Here is an 18,374-nt window from a genome sequence, read left to right on the forward strand (position 1 = left end):
TGCTGTCGTGCGGTCGTGCTGTCGTGCGGTCGTGCGGTCGTGCGGTCGTGCGGTCGTGCGGTCGTGCTGTCGTGCGGTCGTGCTGTCGTGCGGTCGTGCTGTCGTGCTGTCGTGCGTCGTCCGTGCCCGGGACGGCTCAGCGCCGCCCGGAGCGCCGGTCGCCCGAGCCGCCGTTGCCGCCGCCGGTGAGGCCCGCGCGGCGCAGCGCGTCCGCCATGGCGCTGTTGGCCGGCGCACCGCCGCCGAAGCCGCCGCGATCGCCGCCCTGGCCCCCGCCCTGACCGCCGCCCCCGCGCCGGTCCTGGCCGCCGCTGCGGCGCTCCTGGCGCGGCGGGCGGGCCTGGCGGTCACCGCGGTCGCCTCGGTCCCCGCCGCGCTCGCGTCCGACCTCGTCGTCCAGCCGCAGGGTCAGCCCGATCCGCTTGCGCGGCACGTCCACTGTGAGCACCCGGACCTTGACGATGTCGCCGGGCTTGACCACCTCGCGCGGGTCCTTGACGAAGTTCCTGGACAGCGCCGAGACGTGCACCAGCCCGTCCTGGTGGACGCCCACGTCCACGAAGGCGCCGAAGGCGGCGACGTTGGTCACCACGCCCTCCAGCACCATGCCGACCTCCAGGTCGCCGATCTTGTCGACGCCCTCCTTGAAGGTCGCGGTACGGAACGCCGGACGCGGGTCGCGGCCCGGCTTGTCCAGCTCGCCGAGGATGTCGGTGACGGTCGGGACGCCGAAGGTGTCGTCGGCGAAGTCCGCCGGACGCAGCGCGCGCAGCCGCTCGCCGTTGCCGATCAGCTCGCGCAGCTCCCCACCGGTCGCGGCCAGGATGCGGCGCACCACCGGGTAGGCCTCGGGGTGCACGCTGGAGGCGTCCAGCGGGTCGTCGCCGCCGGGGATGCGCAGGAAGCCGGCGCACTGCTCGAAGGCCTTGGGGCCGAGCCGGGCGACGTCCTTGAGCTGCCTGCGGGTGCGGAACGGCCCGTTGGCGTCGCGGTGGGCCACGATGTTGTCGGCCAGCGTGCCGGTGATCCCGGAGACCCTGGTGAGCAGCGGCGCCGAGGCGGTGTTGACGTCCACGCCGACGGCGTTGACGCAGTCCTCGACCACCGCGTCCAGCGAGCGGGAGAGCTTCACCTCGCTCAGGTCGTGCTGGTACTGGCCGACGCCGATCGACTTGGGGTCGATCTTGACCAGTTCGGCCAGCGGGTCCTGGAGCCGGCGGGCGATCGAGACCGCGCCGCGGATCGACACGTCCAGGTCCGGCAGCTCCTGCGAGGCGAAGGCGGAGGCCGAGTAGACCGAGGCGCCGGCCTCGCTGACCATCGCCTTGGTGAGCTTCAGCTCGGGGTGGCGCTTGAGCAGGTCCTCGGCGAGCTTGTCGGTCTCCCGGGAGGCGGTGCCGTTGCCGATCGCGACCAGGTCGACGTCGTGCTTCTTCGCCAGGGCCGCCAGGGTGGCCAGGGCCGCGTCCCACTTGTTGGCGGGCTGGTGCGGGTAGATCGTGTCGTACGCGACGACCTTGCCGGTGGCGTCCACCACGGCGACCTTCACGCCGGTGCGGAAGCCCGGGTCCAGGCCCATGGTGGCGCGGGTGCCGGCCGGGGCGGCGAGCAGCAGGTCGCGCAGGTTGGCGGCGAAGACCCGCACCGCCTCCTCCTCGGCCTCGGCGCGCAGCCGGGCCCGCAGGTCGATGCCGAGCCGGACCAGGATGCGGGTGCGCCAGGCCCAACGGACGGTGTCGCAGAGCCACTTGTCGGCCGGGCGGCCGCGGTCGGCGATGCCGAAGCGGGCGGCGATCCGCTGCTCGTAGTCGTTCTCGCCGGGCAGGTCGCCCTCGGACTCGCCGTCGTACGGGGAGAGGTCGAGGTCGAGCACCTCCTCCTTCTCCCCGCGCAGCATCGCCAGGATGCGGTGCGAGGGGAGCTTGGTGTACGGCTCGGCGAAGTCGAAGTAGTCGGCGAACTTGGCGCCGTCGCCCTCCTTGCCGTCGCGGACCTTCGCGACCAGCCGGCCGCGGGTCCACATCCGCTCGCGCAGCGAGCCGACCAGGTCGGCGTCCTCGCCGAAGCGCTCGACCAGGATCGCCCGGGCGCCCTCCAGGGCGGCACTCCGGTCCGCCACGGAGTCGTTGAGGTACTGGTCGGCCAGCACGGCCGGGTCCTGGCCCGGATCGGCGAGCAGGGTGTCGGCGAGCGGCTCCAGGCCGGCCTCGCGGGCGATCTGCGCCTTGGTGCGCCGCTTCGGTTTGAAGGGCAGGTAGATGTCCTCCAGGCGGGCCTTGGAGTCGGCGGCGAGCACCTGGGCGCGCAGCGCGTCGTCCAGCTTGCCCTGGGCCTCGATCGACTCCAGGACGGCCGCCCTGCGGTCCTCCAGCTCGCGCAGGTAGCGCAGCCGCTCCTCCAGGGCGCGCAGTTGGGCGTCGTCGAGGGAGCCGGTGACCTCCTTGCGGTAGCGGGCGACGAAGGGCACGGTCGCGCCGCCGTCGAGCAGGTCGACCGCCGCCTTCACCTGCCCTTCGCGGACGCCCAGTTCCTCGGCGATCTTCCGCTCGATCGCCTGCTGGGCCTGCCGGGCCCCATGTTCGACTGGCGTGGTCACGAAGCCGGTCACCTTCTCCATCAGTGCTTGCGCCGTACGCCCTGCATTCTGGCAGGTGCCGGCGACGACGCCCGGCCGCACCCGGGGCGGCCGGGCGTGGCGCGCCGCCGCGGGACCGGTCCGAGGGCCGGCGCGGGACTCCACCGGGGCTCGGGCGGGGCCCGGTCGGGGTTCCCGGGCCGTGTCGTCGGCCCATGAGTCCGCCCAGTTCGGGAATCCTGCTGAACGGGAACGACCGGCGCTGTACGCTGCCGGGCATGTGCGCTGCCACCCGGATGCACCCCGACGGACCGGTGGTCGACGCGGCCCTGGTGCGGCGGCTGATCTCCGCCCAGTTCCCGCAGTGGGAGCGCCTCCCCGTCACCCCCGTCCCCGTCCCAGGGGCGGACAACGCGATGTTCCGCCTCGGGCCCGAACTCGCCGTCCGGCTGCCCCTGGTGGAGTGGGCCGCCGGGGGCCCGCGGCGCGAGCAGCAGTGGCTGTCCCGGCTGGCGCCGCGGCTTCCGCTGCCGGTCCCTGCGCCGCTCGCGGTCGGCCGGCCCGCCGCCGGCTACCCGTGGGAGTGGTCGGTGCTGCACTGGCTCGACGGCGCCAACCCGGTGGTCGGGGCGCTGGCCGCGCCCGAGGGCCTGGCCCGCGACCTGGCCGGCTTCGTCAACGCCCTGCGCGCCGTCGACCCGGCCGGCGCCCCGGTCTCCCAGCGCAGCGTGCCGCTCGCCTCCCGGGACGGCGCCACCCGCGCGGCCATCGCCCAGCTCTCCGGCTCGATCGACGCAGCGGCCGCAACCTCGCTGTGGGACAAGGCACTTCGGCTTCCCGAGTACGCCGGGCCGCCGGTCTGGCTGCACGGCGACCTCACCCCGGGCAACCTGCTGCTCGCCCGCACCGGCCGGCTCTCCGCCGTCATCGACTTCGCCCTGATGGGCGTCGGCGACCCGACCGCCGACCTGATCGCCGCCTGGAACCTGCTGCCCGCCACCGCCCGTCCGGCCTTCCGCGCCGCCCTCCACGCGGACGGGTCCATGTGGGCCCGCGGCCGCGCCTGGGCGTTCTCCATCGCGCTGGTGACGATCCCGTACTACCGCCACACCGACCAGGCGCTGACCGCCAACGCCCGCCACGTCGTCCGCGAGGTGCTCGCCGACCGTAGCGTCTGACCGTACCGACCGCACGGGTTCGCCGGGTTGGTCTCGCCGGGTCAATTCCGTCGGGACGGGGGCGGCGGTCCGAGTACCCGCGCCCGGTGGAGGAACAGGAGCGCTACGAGCTGTACAGGGAAGGGTCGACGGTGCCGGCGGCGATCGGGGAGTACGTCGACGACCAGGTCGGTCTGGCTCGCGTACGTCGACGCCGCGGGGGCGAACTACCGGCCGCCGCGGCGGCCGGAGTAGGCACGCGGCGGCGGCCACCCTGGCGGGTGTGCGGCCCGGGCCGACCCCGGAGCGGGAGCGAGGTCACCGGGACCGGGTACAAAACCTGCCCGGGTCAACCCTGCTAGCTTGGTTCCATGACCGGACTGCGGGAGCGGAAGAAGGAGCGGACCCGGCGGGCCATCTCCGAGGCGGCCATCGCGCTCTTCCTGGAGCACGGCTTCGACCGGGTGTCGGTGGCGGACGTCGCGGCGGCCGCCGAGGTCTCCAAGCCGACGCTCTTCTCCTACTTCCCCACCAAGGAGGACCTGGTCGTCCACCGCTTCGCCGACCACCAGGAGCAGGCCGCCGAGGTGGTCCGCGGGCGACTGCCCGGCGAGCCGGTGCTCGACGCGCTGCTGCGGGACTTCCTGGCCGGCCTCGCCCGGCGCGACCCGGTCACCGGCCTCAACGACCACCCCGGGGTGCTCGCCTTCACCGCGCTGGTCTACGGCACCCCCAGCCTGGCCGCCCGGGTCGGCGAGTACGTGGCCCGCGCCGAGCGGTCGCTGGCCGAGGCGCTGCGCGAGGCCCCCGGCCTGCCCGGGCCGCAGGACGTCACCGCCGCCCTGCTCGCCGCCCAGGTCACCGCCACCCAGCGGGTCCTCGCCCTGCACAACTGGCGCCGCGTCCAGGACGGCCGCAGCGCCGACGACCTGCACGCGGAGGCCGTCGGGGACGCCACCCGCGCCTTCGACCTGCTCGCCCACGGCTACGGCCCGGCCGCCGGGGACCGGACGGATGGCGGGGACCGGACCGGCGACGGGGACCGGCCCGCCGCCGGCTGAGGCCCGCTGACTAGAGTGCGCGCATGACAACGCGTCACGTCTCCTTCGATGCCCTGCACAACTTCCGTGACCTGGGCGGCTATCCGGCCGCCGACGGACGGTCCGTCCGGTGGGGGCTGCTGTACCGCTCCGACTCGCTCGGCAAGCTCGGCACCCCCGAGGACCTCGACCGGCTGCGGGCCCTCGGAGTGCGGACCGTGATCGACCTGCGCTACCCCTGGGAGATCGCCGCCAAGGGCCGGGTGCCGGAGTTCGAGGGCCTGGAGTACCACAACCTCTCGATCGAGCACCGCCCGTACGACCAGGCCGAGATCGACCCGGAGCTCGACCCCTGGCGCTACCTCGCCGACCGCTTCGCCGAGGTCGCCGAGGACGGGGTGAAGGAGATCCGCCAGGTCCTGGACGTGATCGCGGCCGCCGAGGCCCCGGTGGTCTTCCACTGCGCCTCCGGCAAGGACCGCACCGGGCTGGTCGCCGCACTGCTGCACACCCTGCTCGGCGTCGGCGAGGACGACATCGCCGCCGACTTCGCCCTCACCGAGCTCGCCACCCCGCACCTCGTCGCCGAGTGGCACACCGCCCACCCCGGCCGCACCCTGCGCTGGCCCGGCTACGGGCGCGCCCCGGAGACCGTCATCCGGCTCGCCCTCGCCGACCTCGCCGACCGCCACGGCTCGGTCGAGGGCTACCTCACCGGCACCGTCGGCATCGACCGTGACCAGATCGAGGCCCTGCGCGCCCGCCTGCTGACCGCCTGCTGACCGCCTGAGCGAACGTTCCCAGCCGCGTGGGAAGTCTGCCCGGCCGACCTCCCACGCGAGCCCGCACCAGCGGCGGTGGCCGTCGGGGCGAGGACCGGGGCGCGTCACAACCCGCTGGCGGGACGGGGTGGTCACGGACGACCATGCACCGTATGACCGAACAACCCGTGCGATGGACCGAGGCGACCGTTCACCCCGACATGTGGGCCGACCCGGACGACGACCCCCGCAACAGTGACGGGCCCAGCCCGGACGGCGAACTCGGGGCGCTCCAGGACTGCCTGACGAACTACCGGCTGACCCTGCGGATGAAGTGCGACGGCCTGGACCCGGAGCAGCTGGCCCGCCGCTCGGTGCCCCCGTCGACGATGTCGCTGCTCGGGCTGGTCCGGCACCTGGCCGAGGTGGAACGGGACTGGCGGAACTGGATCACCGACGGCGAGCCGCTGCCCAGGCTGTACGGCAGGCGGGACGCGGCCTTCGACGAGGCGGTCGGCGACCAGGCCGTAGTGGACGCCGCGTTCCGTGACCTGGAACACGAACAGGCCGCGTTGGACGCCGAGTTGGCCGGCCACCGGGACCTGGGCGAGCGGGTCGGCAGGGACCGGATCGCGATCCGGGAACTGCTGGTGCACCGGATCGAGGAGTACGCCCGTCACTGCGGCCACGCCGACCTGCTGCGCGAGTGCGTCGACGGCCGGGTGGGCCAGTAGCGCCGGGGACCAGCGGCGCCGGGGCCTACCTGCGGCGGGGGGCCCGGGACGGGCGGGGGCCGCCGGTCCGGCGGGGCGCCTTCGGGGCCGGGGCCTGCTCCGGCCAGTGGGTGGGCCGGGTGAGGCCCTCGGGGAGGCGGGTGGTGGCGTCGCCGCGGGCGGCTTTGAGCTGGGCCTGGGTGAGGAAGAGGGCCGTGGTGAGGTCGGCGCCGGCCAGGTCGGCGTCCCGCAGGTCGGCGCCGACCAGGTCGGCGAGGCGCAGGTCCGCGCCGGAGAGGTCGGCCGCGACGAGCAGGGCGCCGCGCAGGTTGGCCCCCCGCAGGTCGGCGCCGCGCAGGCGGGCGCCGAAGAGGTCGGCGCCCCGGTGCTCGCGGCGGCGCGGGACGGCGGCGCGGACCAGTTCGCTGGCGCGCAGCAGCAGCTCGCTGACCCGCTGCCGGTGGGCCGGGACGTCGACGGCGAGGATCTCCTCGGGGGTGCCGCCGGCCAGCCGGTCGGTCTCCGCCAGCGCCTGCCGCAGCTCGTCGTGGACGGCGCGGGCGGGGGCGAAGGTGAGCGCCTCGGTGAGGTAGTGGAGCAGCTCGTGCAGCTGCCGCACGATCGGGAAGACGTCGAACATCGGCTTGGCGCTGTCCGGCTCCTCGCGCCAGCTGCGGCCGCCGAAGGTCACCTGGGAGACCCGCTGCCCGGCGCCGAAGCAGTCGTAGACGGTGCAGCCCTGGAAGCCCCGCTCGCGCAGCTGGGCGTGGATGCCGCAGCTGAAGTCGGTCCGGAGGTTGTGGCAGGCGGTGCCGGCGGCCTTGTTCATGGCGAAGTCGCTGCCGGCGGCGAACGGCAGGGCGGCGCAGCAGAGGCCGAAGCAGCTGCCGCAGTCGGACTCGAGCGGGGTCGGCGCGGCCGCCGTGGGGTCCTGCGGCGGTTCGGTCTCGCGCACGTTCCGGGTCCTTCCAACGGCTGGGCGCCGGGCGGCGCGGTGAACCCGGAAATCCTACTGGGCAGACGGCCCTCGACGCCTGTAAGGTACACATCGACCAAGAGACCATTACACGTAGGGGTGGGCGCCATGCAGGACCCGAGCATCAGGGAGCTGGTCCGGATGTGGATCTCGGGCTGGGCCGTCTCGCGCGGCTCCGCCGAGCCCGTCGACCAGCCCTGGGGCTGGAGCATCGACGTCGGCGCGCCGGTCGGCGAGGTGGGCCGGCACGTGCTGCCCGAGCCGACCGAGGCCGAGGTCCGCAAGCTCGCCGAGACCGTCACCGCGCCGACCACCTGGCTGAAGCTGTTCGCCGAGGGCGCGACCGTGCTCCCCTGGCTGGACGAGCGGTGGCACCTGGACGTGCCGGGCTTCCTGATGAGCGTCCCGCTCGCCGCCGAGCGGCCCGGGGCGCCGGCCGGCTACACCGTGACCACCTGGGAGCGCGGCGGGGTCCTCCGGGTGCTGGTGCGCACTGGGGAGGGGCACCTGGCCGCACGCGGCCAGGCGGGCCTGGCCGGCCCGGTGGCCGTACCGGACCAGATCACCACCGTGCCCGAGCACCGCCGCCGGGGCCTGGGCGGCCTGGTGATGCGGACGCTCCAGTCCGCCGCGTACGAGCGGGGCGCGCGCACCGGCGTGCTGGTCGGCACGCCGGAGGGGCAGGCGCTCTACACGGCGCTCGGCTGGACCACCCACTCCCCGATGACGAGCCTGGTGCTCCAGCCGGCGAGCCCGGAGGCCTAGGGGTACGGCAGCAGCTCCGGCCGCTTCGCCGGGCGGCCGTCGCCGGAGGAGCGGCCGGTGAGGCGGCGGCCGATCCACGGGCCGAGGTGGGTGCCCAGCCAGCGGGCGTCCGCGCGCAGCCGCTCGGCGCGGCCGGCCGGGGCGGCGGCGGGCAGCGGGGCCCGCCAGTCGAAGGCGGCGGGGCGGCCGAGCGCCTCCAGCACGCCCGCGGCGACCCTGCGGTGGCCCTCGGGCGAGAGGTGCAGGCGGTCCTCGGCCCACAGCCGGCGGTCGTCGAAGCAGGGCGCGGAGAACAGGTCGACCACGGCGAAGCCGTCCTGTCGGCCCAGCTCCTGGACGAAGGCCTTCATCCGCAGGATCGCGGGCAGCAGCCGGGCGCTGCCCGCCAGGCGGCGGGTGGGGTCGGTGCTGGTGAACAGCACGACGGTGGCACCGGTGGCGCGCAGCTCGGCGGCGCAGCGGCCGAGCTGCCGCTCGACCGCGTCGATGTCGCAGCCGGGGCGCAGCACGTCGTTGAGGCCGCCGGCCAGGGTGACCAGCTCGGCGCCCATCGCGACGGCGGGGGCGAGCTGCTCGTCGTGGATCTGGCCGATCAGCTTGCCCCGGACGGCGAGGTTGGCGTACCGGAAACCGCCGCCGTTCTCACCGGCCAGCGCCGAGGCGACCCGGTCGGCCCAGCCCCGGTAGTGGCCGTCGGGCAGCAGGTCGTCGCACATGCCCTCGGTGAAGGAGTCGCCGACGGCGACGTAGCTGCGGTAGGGGGTGGGCACGGGCTGGCCTCGCTCTCCTGGTCTCCCGAGACGGCTTCGCGATCCGACGATCGTACGTGTGTGCCCACCCGGGGCGGCGACGGGCCCTGGCGCTCATCGCACGTCGAGTGTTCGTTTATCGGTCCGGGCCATCCTGAGGACACGGGGCGGCGGCCGGCGACGGGGGCCTTGCCGCCGCCCCGGTCCCCGCCGGGCACGCCCCGCGGCCGTCCGCCGCCAGCGACCGCCGCCAGTCGCCAGCCGTCAGCCGGCCGCGACCGCCGCCGTCTCCTCCGCCGCCTTCCGCGGCATGAACCAGTGCTCGCGCACGGCGTCGGTGGGCCGCTGCTCGCCGAGGGCGGCGAGCCCCCACTCACCCAACGCCTCGACGACCGGCCGCAGTTCGCGGCCTCGCCCGGTCAGTTCGTAGACCATCGCGTTGGCGGGCCGTTCCAGTCGGCGGCGGACGACCAGTCCGTCCCCCTCCAGCTGCTTGAGCCGGGTGGCCAGGATGTCGGTGGAGACGCCGGGCAGGTCGGCGTGCAGGTCGGTGTAGCGGCGCGGGCCACCGAGGAGCTCACGGACGATCAGGAGGCTCCAGCGCTCCCCCACCGCGTCCAGGGCGCGGGCGACGGCGCAGTACTGGTCGTAGCTTCGGCGTGACATGCGGATCAGCATAGCCAAGAGGTTGGACTTTCCAAGTACACACTTGGTAGAACAAAGCTGAAGCAGCGGAGCGGTGGTGACGGTCGGGAGGCCGCAGATGGAGTTTCGGCAGTCCAGCAAGCTGAATGACGTGTGCTACGAGATCCGCGGACCGGTGGTCGACCAGGCCAACGCCCTGGAGGAGGCCGGGCACAGCGTGCTGCGGCTGAACACCGGCAACCCGGCCCCGTTCGGCTTCGAGGCGCCCGAGGAGATCATCCAGGACATCATCCGCAACCTGCCCAAGGCACACGGGTACAGCGACTCGCGCGGCATCCTGCCGGCCCGCCGCGCGGTGGTGCAGTACTACCAGCAGCGCGGGGTCGAGGGCGTCACCGTCGACGACGTCTTCCTCGGCAACGGCGTCTCCGAGCTGATCCAGATGGCCGTCACCGCGCTGGTGGACGACGGCGACGAGGTGCTCGTGCCGATGCCCGACTACCCGCTCTGGACGGCCGTGGTGCGGCTGGCCGGCGGCAAGGCCGTGCACTACCTGTGCGACGAAGGGGCCGAGTGGTACCCGGACCTGGACGACATCGCCGCCAAGATCACCGCCCGCACCAAGGCGATCGTCGTCATCAACCCCAACAACCCCACCGGCGCGGTCTACCCGAAGGAACTGCTGGAGGGCATCCTCGACCTGGCCCGCCGCCACCACCTGATGGTGCTGGCCGACGAGATCTACGACAAGATCCTCTACGACGGCACCGAGCACCACTGCCTGGCCGCCCTGGCCGACGACGTGCTGACCCTCACCTTCAACGGCCTGTCCAAGTCCTACCGGGTGGCCGGCTTCCGCAGCGGCTGGCTGGTCGTCTCCGGGCCCCGGCAGCACGCCACCGACTACCTGGAGGGCCTGACCATGCTCTCCGGCATGCGGCTGTGCCCCAACGTGCCCGCCCAGTACGCCGTGCAGGCCGCGCTCGGCGGCCACCAGTCCATCAACGACCTGGTGCTGCCCGGCGGCCGGCTCACCGAGCAGCGCGACATCGCGGTCAAGGCGCTCAACGAGATCCCGGGCGTCAGCTGCGTCAAGCCCAAGGGCGCGCTGTACGCCTTCGCCAGGCTGGACCCGGCGGTGCACCGGATCGTCGACGACGAGCGGTTCGTGCTGGACCTGCTGCTGCGCGAGAAGATCCACGTCGTCCAGGGCACCGGCTTCAACTGGCCCCGCCCGGACCACTTCCGCTTCGTCACCCTGCCCCGGGCCGACGACCTGGAGACGGCCGTCAACCGGATCGGGCGCTTCCTGGCCACCTACCGCCAGACCTGAGCGCCCAGGCCGACGCCTAGGCTCGACCGCATGACCGTCCTCCGCTCCGTCGCCCTGTTCGTCCTCGCCGCGCTCGCCGAGATCGGCGGCTGCTGGCTGGTCTGGCAGAGCGTGCGCGAGCAACGGCCGTGGTGGCTGGCCGGGGTGGGCGTGGTGGTGCTCGGCGCGTACGGCTTCGTCGCGGCGCTGCAACCGGACAGCCACTTCGGCCGGGTGCTGGCCGCGTACGGCGGGGTGTTCGTGGCCGGTTCGCTGCTGTGGGGCATGGCGGTGGACGGCTTCCGGCCGACCCGCTACGACGTGCTGGGCGCGCTGATCTGCCTGGCCGGGGTCGCCGTCATCATGTACGGGCCCCGGCGCTGAGGTCCTCCCTCGACGCCGGGGCCCGGTACGGGCGTCCGTGGACCAGCGGTCCCGTGAACCACCGGTCCCGTGGACTACCAGCCCCAGCCGCCGCCCTGGCCGTCGTCGTCCCGGTTCGAGTCCCAGCCCTCGCCGACCTCGCGCAGGATCGTGTAGTTGTCGATCTGCGTGCCGTCCTCGGCCAGCGCCGTGACCTTCATGACCGACTTCTGGCCCAGCTGCTTCGGGGTGACGTCGACCTTGATGAAGGAGTAGCCCGTGTAGCGCACCCGCGACCACTGGATGGTCTCGGGGGTCTTCACCCGGCCCTTGCTCCAGTAGTAGGTGCTGACCTCCTCCTGGTGGTTCTCGTGCCCCTCGTAGGTGTCCGGCACGTCGAACTTGTACAGGCTGCGGCCGGCCGCGCCCGCGGTCACGTAGACCACGCCGTCCTTGGCCGGCTCGATGGTGGCGCCGCTCGGCACCTGCTTCGAGACCTTGTTGCCGAGGATCGCGTCGGTGCGCTCGTAGATGTGGTTGTGGCCGTTGACGACCAGGTCCACCCGGTACTTCTCGAACAGCGGCACCCAGGCCTCGCGGACGCCGCCCTCGGAGGCGTGCGCGACGGTGGTGGAGAAGGCGCAGTGGTGGAAGAAGACCACCACGAAGTCGACGGTCTCGTCGCCGCGCAGGTCCTTGAGGGTGCGCTCCAGCCACCTGGTCTGCTTGTTCGCCGAGATGCCCAGGTTGGCCGGGATCTCGTAGGACACGTCATTGGCGTCCAGCGAGATCACGCCGACGTTCTTGTAGCGGAAGGTGTAGACGCCGGGGACGGTGCGCGGGTCCGGGCCGTTGTTCGGCAGGAAGAAGCGGGCGTTCTCGCCGCCGTAGCCGTTCGGCGAGTACCAGGCCTCGATGTCGTGGTTGCCGTACGCGACCATCCACGGGATGTCGGCGGCGACCGTCTCGGTCTGCACCAGGAAGTCGTCCCAGGTCCGTGCGTTGAAGACGGACTTGTCCGGGTCGGTGCCGGAACCGGCCGGGTCGGCGTAGCAGATGTCGCCGGCGTGCAGGTGGAAGGCCGGGTTCTGGGCCTTGATGACGTGGTCGTTGCCGGCCGCGTGCGCGCTGACGCCCTGGTCGCCGAAGGCGGTGAAGGTGAACGGCTCGTACACCTTGCCCCAGCGGTGGTCGCGGGAGGGCGCGGTGCGGAAGGTGTGCAGGGTGGAGATCCGCTGCTGCGAGGCCGGGTCGAAGCCCTCGTGGCCGACACCGTAGTAGTAGGTGGTGTCGGGGCGCAGGTCCTCCAGCGCCACGTGCAGGTAGTACTGGTCCACCGGCCGGCTGTTCGGGGTCAGCGCGGGGGTGTGCAGGGCGCGGACCTCGGCCTGGACCTTGTGGCTCAGCTCCCACGGGGTCCGCCCGAAGCGCAGGAAGGGCTTCCTGACCGGGGCCGGCACCTGCCAGGAGATGCGGAACTGGGTGTCCGGCTCGGGGCCGAACTGGAGGTGGCGGCCGATCGGGGCGACCAGCGAGCCGTCGACGCCGTCGGTCGTGCCGCCGGTCAGCAGCTGCGGGCCGGCCGGGGCGGCGAAGGCCGTCCCGTTGCCCAGCGCGCCGCCGACGGCGACGGCGCCCACCGTGACGGCACCGGCGCGCAGCATCCGGCGGCGGGAGAAGCGGGCCCGCAGGTACTCGTGCTGCTCGGCCATGCTCATGCGGTCGGCGAGCTCGGCCGGCACGCCCATGTTGGGGATATCCATGCGCGGGACTCTTCCAGCGGTTCGTTGATCGCGCACGGACGCCGGGTGAACGGGTCGCAGCGTACCGGTCATTCGAACGCAATTGTTCGACCATGATTCGGTCAAGGACGTGTCCGGATCGCCTTGACGCCGCATCATGGCCCGCCGACGGCCGGGAGCGTCAGCCGGTGCGTCAGCGGGTGCGTCAGCCGGAGGGATCGTCCTACTGGGTGGCGGCCCGGTTGCCGGTGCCGTCGCAGGTGCGGCAGATCTCGTCCCGGTAGGCGTGCTTGGCGCCGGTCGCGTCCACCCGGTAGCGCACGTACACCCCGGTGCCGTCGCAGAGGAAGCAGTTGCCGCCCCCGCCGCCCACCTCGGTGGTGCCGGTACCCTGGCAGGTCCGGCAGCTGAGACCGGCGGTCCGGCCGGTGCCCGCGCAGATGCGGCAGACCGTCGTCATCGGCTTCCTTCCTCGCGCGGAAACGGCTCGGCGCCGCCCGAAAGCGGCTCGGCGCCGTCCGGAACCGCCCGACGCCACCGGTCATCGTAGTGGTGAAGGCCGCGAACCACCCCCGGCCGAGGTGATCTGACGATCATTCAATCGGCTCGGGCAGCGGCCTCACTCGGGCAGGCCCTCGCGGACCCGCCGGGAGACCGAGATCAGCTGGAGGTCGAGCAGCCCGGGCGGGTCGGCCAGGCCGGGACCGCCCGCGCGCACCCAGGCGGCGATGTCGTCGATCATCTCGTCCATCAGCACGAAGCCCAGCCAGACCGGCCGGCCGCCCGCCGCCCGGCCCTCGGCGGAGGGGCCGACCACCACCACGTTGGACTGGGTGCACACGTCGAGGCACTTGACCGCCCGGACCCGGCCCGCCGGGCCCACCGCCGTCCGCAGCCGCTCGTACTGGCCCGCGTGGTCCACCCCAGGGTGCTTCGCCTCGGTGCCGCAGCAGCAGCCCCGGCAGACCGTCACGGTCACGGGGGCGCCGGCGCCCCGCTTGCGGTCCCGGGCACCGTCGCGGTCTCGGCGGCTCATCGGTTCTCCTGACCCTCCTGGTCGGCGGCGCCCTGCGCACCGGCCTCCGCACTGTACCCGTCACGCCGCCACGGCCCCGCCGCGGGTCGGATCCGGTGCACCCCGCGCGGGGGAGGGGGCGCACCGGGGCACGCCCCCGGAGCGCTCCCCGTCCCCGCGCCCGACAGGACCCCCCGGCCGACCGCGCTAGCCGACCGCCCGCGCCGCCGCCCGTCCCGCCGTGCGGCCGGAGAACAGGCAGCCGCCCAGGAACGTGCCCTCCAGCGAGCGGTACCCGTGGACGCCCCCGCCGCCGAACCCGGCCGCCTCGCCCGCCGCGTACACCCCCGGCAGCACCTCGCCGTCCGGCCGCAGCACCCGGGAGGACAGGTCGGTCTCCAGCCCGCCCAGCGACTTGCGGGTCAGGATGCTCAGCCGGACGGCGATCAGCGGGGCGGCGGCCGGGTCGAGGATGCGGTGCGGGGCCGCGGTGCGGACGAGCTTGTCGCCGAGGTAGCGGCGGGCGCCGTGGATCGCGGTGACCTGGAGGTCCTTGGAGAAGGGGTTGGCCAGCTGCCGGTCGCGGTCCTCGACGGTGCGGCGCAGCTCGTCCGGGTCGATCAGCGGCCCGCCGGTCTTGGCGTTCATGCCGCGGGCGAGGTCGGCGAGGTTGCCGGCGACCACGAAGTCCGGCCCGTGCCGCAGGTGGGCCCGGACCGGGCCGGGGGCGCCGGGCAGCGCGCGGCCGAGCACGCCGCGCACCGACTTGCCGGTCAGGTCGGGGTTCTGCTCGGAGCCGGAGAGGGTGAACTCCTTCTCGACGATGCGCTGGTTGAGCACGAACCAGGTGTGGTCGTACCCGGTGGTCATGATGTGTTCGAGCGTCCCGAGGGTGTCGAAGCCGGGGAACAGCGGGACGGGCAGCCGCCGGCCGCGCGCGTCCAGCCAGAGCGAGGAGGGGCCGGGCAGGATGCGGATGCCGTGCCGGGCCCAGACCGGGTCCCAGTTGGCGATGCCCTCGGTGTAGTGCCACATCCGGTCGCCGTTGATCAGGTTGGCCCCGGCCCGGCCGGCGACCTCCAGCATCAGCCCGTCCACGTGCGCGGGCACGCCGGAGAGCAGCCGGGCGGGCGGGGTGCCGAGCCGGGCCGGCCAGGCCTTGCGGACCAGGTCGTGGTTGCCGCCGATGCCGCCGGAGGTGACGACCACCGCCTGGGCGCGCAGTTCGAAGCCCCCGGCGACCTCGCGCGAGCTGGCCTCGCCCCGGCCCGCCGGGCTCGGCACCAGCACCTCGCCGGTGACGGTGTCGACGGCGCCCGCGGTGGCGGACAGCCCGGTGACCCGGTGCCGGAAGCGCAGGTCCACCAGGCCGCGCGCGGCGGCCGCGCGGACCCGCCGGACGAAGGGCGCCAGCAGCCCGGGCCCGGTGCCCCAGGTGATGTGGAAGCGCGGCACCGAGTTGCCGGGCCCGTCGGCGAGGAATCCGCCGCGCTCGGCCCAGCCGACCACCGGGAAGAAGCGCACGCCCATGACGTGCAGCCAGGAGCGCTTCTCACCGGCCGCGAAGTCCACGTACGCGTCGGCCCAGCGGCGCGGCCAGGTGTCCTCGGGCCGGTCGAAGCCCGCGGTGCCGAGCCAGTCCTGCCGGGCGAGGGCGTGCGAGTCGCGGATCCGCATCCGGCGCTGCTCGGGCGAGTCGACCAGGAAGAGGCCGCCGAAGGACCAGTGCGCCTGGCCGCCGAGACCGGTCGCGGGCTCCTGGTCGAGCAGGATCACCTTCCGTCCGGCGTCGGCGAGTTCGGCGGTGGCGGCGAGGCCCGCGAGGCCCGCCCCGATGACGATGACGTCGGCGTCCAGGGCCATGCGCAGTCCTCCGTCGCGGCTCGCGGTGGCGGCGCGCCCGGGACGCGCCGCCGCTGTGCGCCCGATAGTGCGGCCCGCGGTGACGTCCGGTCAACCCGTGGGTGACAGGCACCGGGCCGAATTCCGCTCCGGTCCGTTTCGGAATTGCCGTCGGGGGCCGAACGATACGCGGTGGAGCGAAATGCGAAATGCCGCACGGGCCCATCTGACGGAATATCGGCAATTTCCGCGCAAAGCATGGACGCCCGCGAAACCTGGCAGTAACTTACCTGCGAGTAGCTGTGGCCCGGCTCGGCACGACCCCCCACCCGTCGTTTCTCTCCCCCAGGAGGAACCGTGCTCCGCCCTGCCCGGAAATCCCGGCACCTCCGGAATTCCACCGCGCTCGCCGCCGTCGCCCTCGGCGCCGCGCTCGCGCTCACCTCCACCACCGCCCAGGCCGCCGTCGCGGCGCCGAAGCACTACGTGGCGCTCGGCGACTCCTACGCCGCGGGCGCCGGCGTGCCGGGCCAGTCGGCCGGCCTGTGCCTGCGCTCCGACCGCAACTACGGCCACCTGGTCGCCGGCGCCCTCAAGGCCGGCCGGTACAGCGACGTCACCTGCGCCGCGGCCAAGATCAAGGCGATGACGCAGCCCCAGTACGACGCCTTCATCCGGGTCAACGACCCGCAGCTGGACGCGGTGACCGCCGACACCGACCTGGTCACCCTCGGGATCGGCGGCAACGACCTGGCCGCCAGCGACCTCGGTCTCGGCGAACTCGTCGCCACCTGCGTCGCCGGCGCCGTCGTCAACCCGTTCGGCACGCCCTGCAAGGACGTCTACCACCACGGCTACTGGGACTGGAGCACCATGTCCTGGCAGTACGGCACCGACGACCTGGCCGAGCGGATCCGCACCACCATCGCCCCGCAGTTGGCCGACACCCTCAGGCGCATCCACGCCAAGGCCCCCGGGGCCAAGGTGCTGCTGGTCGGCTACCCGTCGGTGCTGCCCGCCGACGGCTCGACCTGCGTCCTGCGCCAGCCGGTGACCCCGGGCGACGTCGAGTACATGCACGGGGTGCTCGACACGCTGAACGCCGCCCTGAAGTCCACCGCGGCCGCGAACGGCGCGACCTACGTGGACACCGCGACGCCGACCCTCGGGCACGACGTCTGCTCGGACGACCGCTGGATCGAGGGCGCGCTGCCCGGCTCGCCCGCCGTGCCGTTCCACCCGAACGCGACCGGCGAGCAGGTGATGGCGCAGGCGGTGCTCGCCGCGCTGAAGTAGCACCGCCCGCCGCCGGGCCGGCCGGCCCGCCCGGCCCTCGACAACCCCGAGGGCCGGTGACCGGACCCCGGTCACCGGCCCTCGGCCACGTGCGCGCGCTACTCGGAATCGCCGGAGGCGGAGGCGGTGGCGGAGGCCAGCCCGGCCGACCACTTCTCCTCGACGTTGCCGAACTTCCAGTAGGCGATCGCCGCGGCCCAGGTGAGCACGAACAGCCCGACGATGGCGTAGCCGACGAAGTTGAGGTCCAGCCCGCCGATCCAGGCGATCGGGCCGCTGGTGACGTCCAGCTTCTCGCCGAGCAGGCCGATCAGCTCGATCGAGCCGATCACCAGCGCGACCAGCACCGACAGCCCGGTGACGGTCAGGTTGTAGTAGATCTTGCGGACCGGCTTGGAGAAGGCCCACTCGTACGCGAAGTTCATGAACGAGCCGTCGATGGTGTCCAGCAGGCTCATCCCGGCCGCGAACAGGATCGGCAGGGTGAGCAGCGCGTACCAGGGCAGCGAGAAGGCCGCCGCGCCGCCCGCCAGCACCAGCAGGGACACCTCGGTGGCGGTGTCGAAGCCCAGCCCGAACAGCAGGCCCACCGGGTACATGTGCCAGGGCTTGGTGACGGCCCTGGTGACCCGGCCGAGGATGCGGTTCATCAGCCCGCGCCGCTCCAGCTGGCGCTCCAGCTCGGCCTCGTCGTAGTCGCCCACGCGCATCCGGCGGAAGACCTTGAGGATGCCGTTGAAGGCGCCCAGGTTGATCAGCCCGAGCAGCAGCAGGAAGGTGCCGGAGACGGTGACGCCGATCAGGCCGGTCATCTCGTGCAGCGTCGAGTCGTCGGACTCCACCTGGCCGGCCAGCGAGCGGACGCCGAGGGCCAGCAGCGCGCAGAGGCCGAAGACGATCGAGGAGTGCCCGAGCGAGAACCAGAAGCCGACCGAGAGCGGCCGCTTGCCCTGGCCCATCAGCTTGCGGGTGGTGTTGTCGATGGCGGCGATGTGGTCCGCGTCGAAGGCGTGCCGCATGCCGAGGGTGTAGGCGGTCAGGCCCATGCCCGCGCCGAACGCCTGGCCTCCGACGTCGTAGTGCTCGGGCTCGACCAGCGCGAGCAGGGTGAACCAGCCGATCACGTGCAGCGCGAGGATGAAGCCGCCCATTCCGGCCAGGCGGATCCACTCCTCACGGGTGAGCCGGTCGCGCCAGCGGGGGGCGGTCATCGTCGTGTCCTTTCGGTCGGGCGGTCGGAGCTGGGCCATCTTTCCGCCTGGACGCGCGCAGTTGCAAGTCATGCGCAATTACGGATTCGCCTCCCCCCGATCGCACCCCCTCCCGAAGATCGCCACGACCCGTACAAGGCTTCGTAACCTTCCGGGGCTTTCACCCCGCGCTCTACGCGCGGATACTTCCGTTCTACGCGCGAAAACCTGAG

Annotated in this window: 16 protein-coding genes and 1 pseudogene; 8 read left to right on the forward strand and 9 right to left on the reverse strand. The window is 73.5% G+C overall.

The features are described 5' to 3' along the window. Nucleotides 1-136: 136 nt before the first annotated feature. Nucleotides 137-2,596 carry a Tex family protein gene (locus ACZ7RU_RS31320; RefSeq protein ID WP_470344343.1) on the reverse strand — a complete coding sequence of 820 codons (2,460 nt, stop codon included), beginning with the start codon at nt 2,594-2,596 and terminating at the stop codon, nt 137-139. A 257-nt stretch (nt 2,597-2,853) separates the two neighbouring features. Here ACZ7RU_RS31320 and ACZ7RU_RS31325 point away from each other — a divergent pair, with 257 nt between their 5' ends. The 4 genes from ACZ7RU_RS31325 (at nt 2,854) to ACZ7RU_RS31340 (ending at nt 6,267) form a co-directional block, all read left to right on the forward strand. Continuing rightward, complete coding sequence (locus ACZ7RU_RS31325) at nt 2,854-3,753, forward strand: aminoglycoside phosphotransferase family protein (RefSeq protein WP_470344344.1); 900 nt, start codon at nt 2,854-2,856, stop codon at nt 3,751-3,753. Between the two features lie 350 nt (nt 3,754-4,103). Continuing rightward, complete coding sequence (locus tag ACZ7RU_RS31330; RefSeq protein ID WP_470344345.1) at nt 4,104-4,793, forward strand: TetR/AcrR family transcriptional regulator; 690 nt, start codon at nt 4,104-4,106, stop codon at nt 4,791-4,793. A 23-nt stretch (nt 4,794-4,816) separates the two neighbouring features. Continuing rightward, on the forward strand, nt 4,817-5,554 hold the full coding sequence (locus tag ACZ7RU_RS31335; RefSeq protein ID WP_470344346.1) for a tyrosine-protein phosphatase: 738 nt from the start codon (nt 4,817-4,819) through the stop codon (nt 5,552-5,554). 152 nt (nt 5,555-5,706) lie between these two features. Next, a complete protein-coding gene (locus ACZ7RU_RS31340) occupies nt 5,707-6,267 on the forward strand; it encodes a DinB family protein (RefSeq protein ID WP_470344347.1) in 561 nt (186 codons plus the stop codon). 25 nt (nt 6,268-6,292) lie between these two features. On the opposite strand, the gene ACZ7RU_RS31345 is transcribed toward ACZ7RU_RS31340, so the two are convergent. After that, nucleotides 6,293-7,201: a pentapeptide repeat-containing protein gene (locus ACZ7RU_RS31345; protein ID WP_470344348.1), complete on the reverse strand. Its 909-nt coding sequence runs from the start codon at nt 7,199-7,201 to the stop codon at nt 6,293-6,295. Between the two features lie 129 nt (nt 7,202-7,330). Between ACZ7RU_RS31345 and ACZ7RU_RS31350 the strand changes: the two genes are divergently transcribed. After that, entirely contained in the window at nt 7,331-7,987 is a 657-nt protein-coding gene (locus tag ACZ7RU_RS31350) for a GNAT family N-acetyltransferase (RefSeq protein WP_470344349.1), read from the forward strand. On the opposite strand, the gene ACZ7RU_RS31355 is transcribed toward ACZ7RU_RS31350, so the two are convergent. Both ACZ7RU_RS31355 and ACZ7RU_RS31360 read right to left on the reverse strand, forming a co-directional pair. Beyond that, nucleotides 7,984-8,757, reverse strand: a complete 774-nt coding sequence (locus ACZ7RU_RS31355; protein WP_470344350.1) for an SGNH/GDSL hydrolase family protein — start codon at nt 8,755-8,757, stop codon at nt 7,984-7,986. The two genes, ACZ7RU_RS31350 and ACZ7RU_RS31355, sit on opposite strands and share 4 nt — an antisense overlap. A 291-nt stretch (nt 8,758-9,048) precedes the next feature. Next, nucleotides 9,049-9,402: pseudogene (locus ACZ7RU_RS31360) on the reverse strand (winged helix-turn-helix transcriptional regulator); the annotation flags it as partial. Between the two features lie 97 nt (nt 9,403-9,499). On the opposite strand from ACZ7RU_RS31360, the gene ACZ7RU_RS31365 reads away from it, so the two are divergent. Both ACZ7RU_RS31365 and ACZ7RU_RS31370 read left to right on the forward strand, forming a co-directional pair. After that, the gene (locus tag ACZ7RU_RS31365) at nt 9,500-10,714 is read left to right on the forward strand and encodes a pyridoxal phosphate-dependent aminotransferase (RefSeq protein ID WP_470344351.1); all 1,215 of its coding nucleotides are present in this window, start codon (nt 9,500-9,502) and stop codon (nt 10,712-10,714) included. Between the two features lie 30 nt (nt 10,715-10,744). Continuing rightward, nucleotides 10,745-11,077 carry a YnfA family protein gene (locus ACZ7RU_RS31370; RefSeq protein WP_470344352.1) on the forward strand — a complete coding sequence of 111 codons (333 nt, stop codon included), beginning with the start codon at nt 10,745-10,747 and terminating at the stop codon, nt 11,075-11,077. 74 nt (nt 11,078-11,151) lie between these two features. Here ACZ7RU_RS31370 and ACZ7RU_RS31375 read toward each other — a convergent pair whose 3' ends face one another. The 4 genes from ACZ7RU_RS31375 to ACZ7RU_RS31390 form a co-directional block, all read right to left on the reverse strand. Next, nucleotides 11,152-12,819 carry a purple acid phosphatase family protein gene (locus ACZ7RU_RS31375; RefSeq protein WP_470344353.1) on the reverse strand — a complete coding sequence of 556 codons (1,668 nt, stop codon included), beginning with the start codon at nt 12,817-12,819 and terminating at the stop codon, nt 11,152-11,154. A 202-nt stretch (nt 12,820-13,021) separates the two neighbouring features. Further along, nucleotides 13,022-13,258, reverse strand: coding sequence for a hypothetical protein (locus tag ACZ7RU_RS31380; RefSeq protein WP_470344354.1), 237 nt, complete (start codon nt 13,256-13,258; stop codon nt 13,022-13,024). Between the two features lie 159 nt (nt 13,259-13,417). Beyond that, entirely contained in the window at nt 13,418-13,834 is a 417-nt protein-coding gene (locus tag ACZ7RU_RS31385; RefSeq protein WP_387758131.1) for a (2Fe-2S) ferredoxin domain-containing protein, read from the reverse strand. A gap of 186 nt (nt 13,835-14,020) precedes the next feature. Then, a complete protein-coding gene (locus ACZ7RU_RS31390; RefSeq protein WP_470344355.1) occupies nt 14,021-15,676 on the reverse strand; it encodes an FAD-binding dehydrogenase in 1,656 nt (551 codons plus the stop codon). A gap of 336 nt (nt 15,677-16,012) precedes the next feature. Here ACZ7RU_RS31390 and ACZ7RU_RS31395 point away from each other — a divergent pair, with 336 nt between their 5' ends. Beyond that, the gene (locus ACZ7RU_RS31395) at nt 16,013-16,951 is read left to right on the forward strand and encodes an SGNH/GDSL hydrolase family protein (protein ID WP_470344356.1); all 939 of its coding nucleotides are present in this window, start codon (nt 16,013-16,015) and stop codon (nt 16,949-16,951) included. A 98-nt stretch (nt 16,952-17,049) separates the two neighbouring features. On the opposite strand, the gene nicT is transcribed toward ACZ7RU_RS31395, so the two are convergent. Next, nucleotides 17,050-18,162: a Nickel transporter NicT gene (gene nicT / locus ACZ7RU_RS31400; RefSeq protein WP_470344357.1), complete on the reverse strand. Its 1,113-nt coding sequence runs from the start codon at nt 18,160-18,162 to the stop codon at nt 17,050-17,052. Nucleotides 18,163-18,374 lie beyond the last annotated feature (212 nt).

The organism is Kitasatospora sp. NPDC114501, from assembly GCF_055633695.1.

What these genes read in the sequence shown, in the direction of transcription:
- ACZ7RU_RS31365 (WP_470344351.1), top strand. Translation starts at nt 9,500, where the DNA reads ATGGAGTTTCGGCAGTCCAGCAAGCTGAATGACGTGTGCTACGAGATC.
- ACZ7RU_RS31335 (WP_470344346.1), top strand. Translation starts at nt 4,817, where the DNA reads ATGACAACGCGTCACGTCTCCTTCGATGCCCTGCACAACTTCCGTGAC.
- ACZ7RU_RS31380 (WP_470344354.1), bottom strand. Translation starts at nt 13,258, where the DNA reads ATGACGACGGTCTGCCGCATCTGCGCGGGCACCGGCCGGACCGCCGGT.
- ACZ7RU_RS31375 (WP_470344353.1), bottom strand. Translation starts at nt 12,819, where the DNA reads ATGGATATCCCCAACATGGGCGTGCCGGCCGAGCTCGCCGACCGCATG.
- nicT (WP_470344357.1), bottom strand. Translation starts at nt 18,162, where the DNA reads ATGACCGCCCCCCGCTGGCGCGACCGGCTCACCCGTGAGGAGTGGATC.
- ACZ7RU_RS31385 (WP_387758131.1), bottom strand. Translation starts at nt 13,834, where the DNA reads ATGAGCCGCCGAGACCGCGACGGTGCCCGGGACCGCAAGCGGGGCGCC.
- ACZ7RU_RS31340 (WP_470344347.1), top strand. Translation starts at nt 5,707, where the DNA reads ATGACCGAACAACCCGTGCGATGGACCGAGGCGACCGTTCACCCCGAC.
- ACZ7RU_RS31350 (WP_470344349.1), top strand. Translation starts at nt 7,331, where the DNA reads ATGCAGGACCCGAGCATCAGGGAGCTGGTCCGGATGTGGATCTCGGGC.
- ACZ7RU_RS31390 (WP_470344355.1), bottom strand. Translation starts at nt 15,676, where the DNA reads ATGGCCCTGGACGCCGACGTCATCGTCATCGGGGCGGGCCTCGCGGGC.
- ACZ7RU_RS31330 (WP_470344345.1), top strand. Translation starts at nt 4,104, where the DNA reads ATGACCGGACTGCGGGAGCGGAAGAAGGAGCGGACCCGGCGGGCCATC.
- ACZ7RU_RS31325 (WP_470344344.1), top strand. Translation starts at nt 2,854, where the DNA reads ATGTGCGCTGCCACCCGGATGCACCCCGACGGACCGGTGGTCGACGCG.
- ACZ7RU_RS31370 (WP_470344352.1), top strand. Translation starts at nt 10,745, where the DNA reads ATGACCGTCCTCCGCTCCGTCGCCCTGTTCGTCCTCGCCGCGCTCGCC.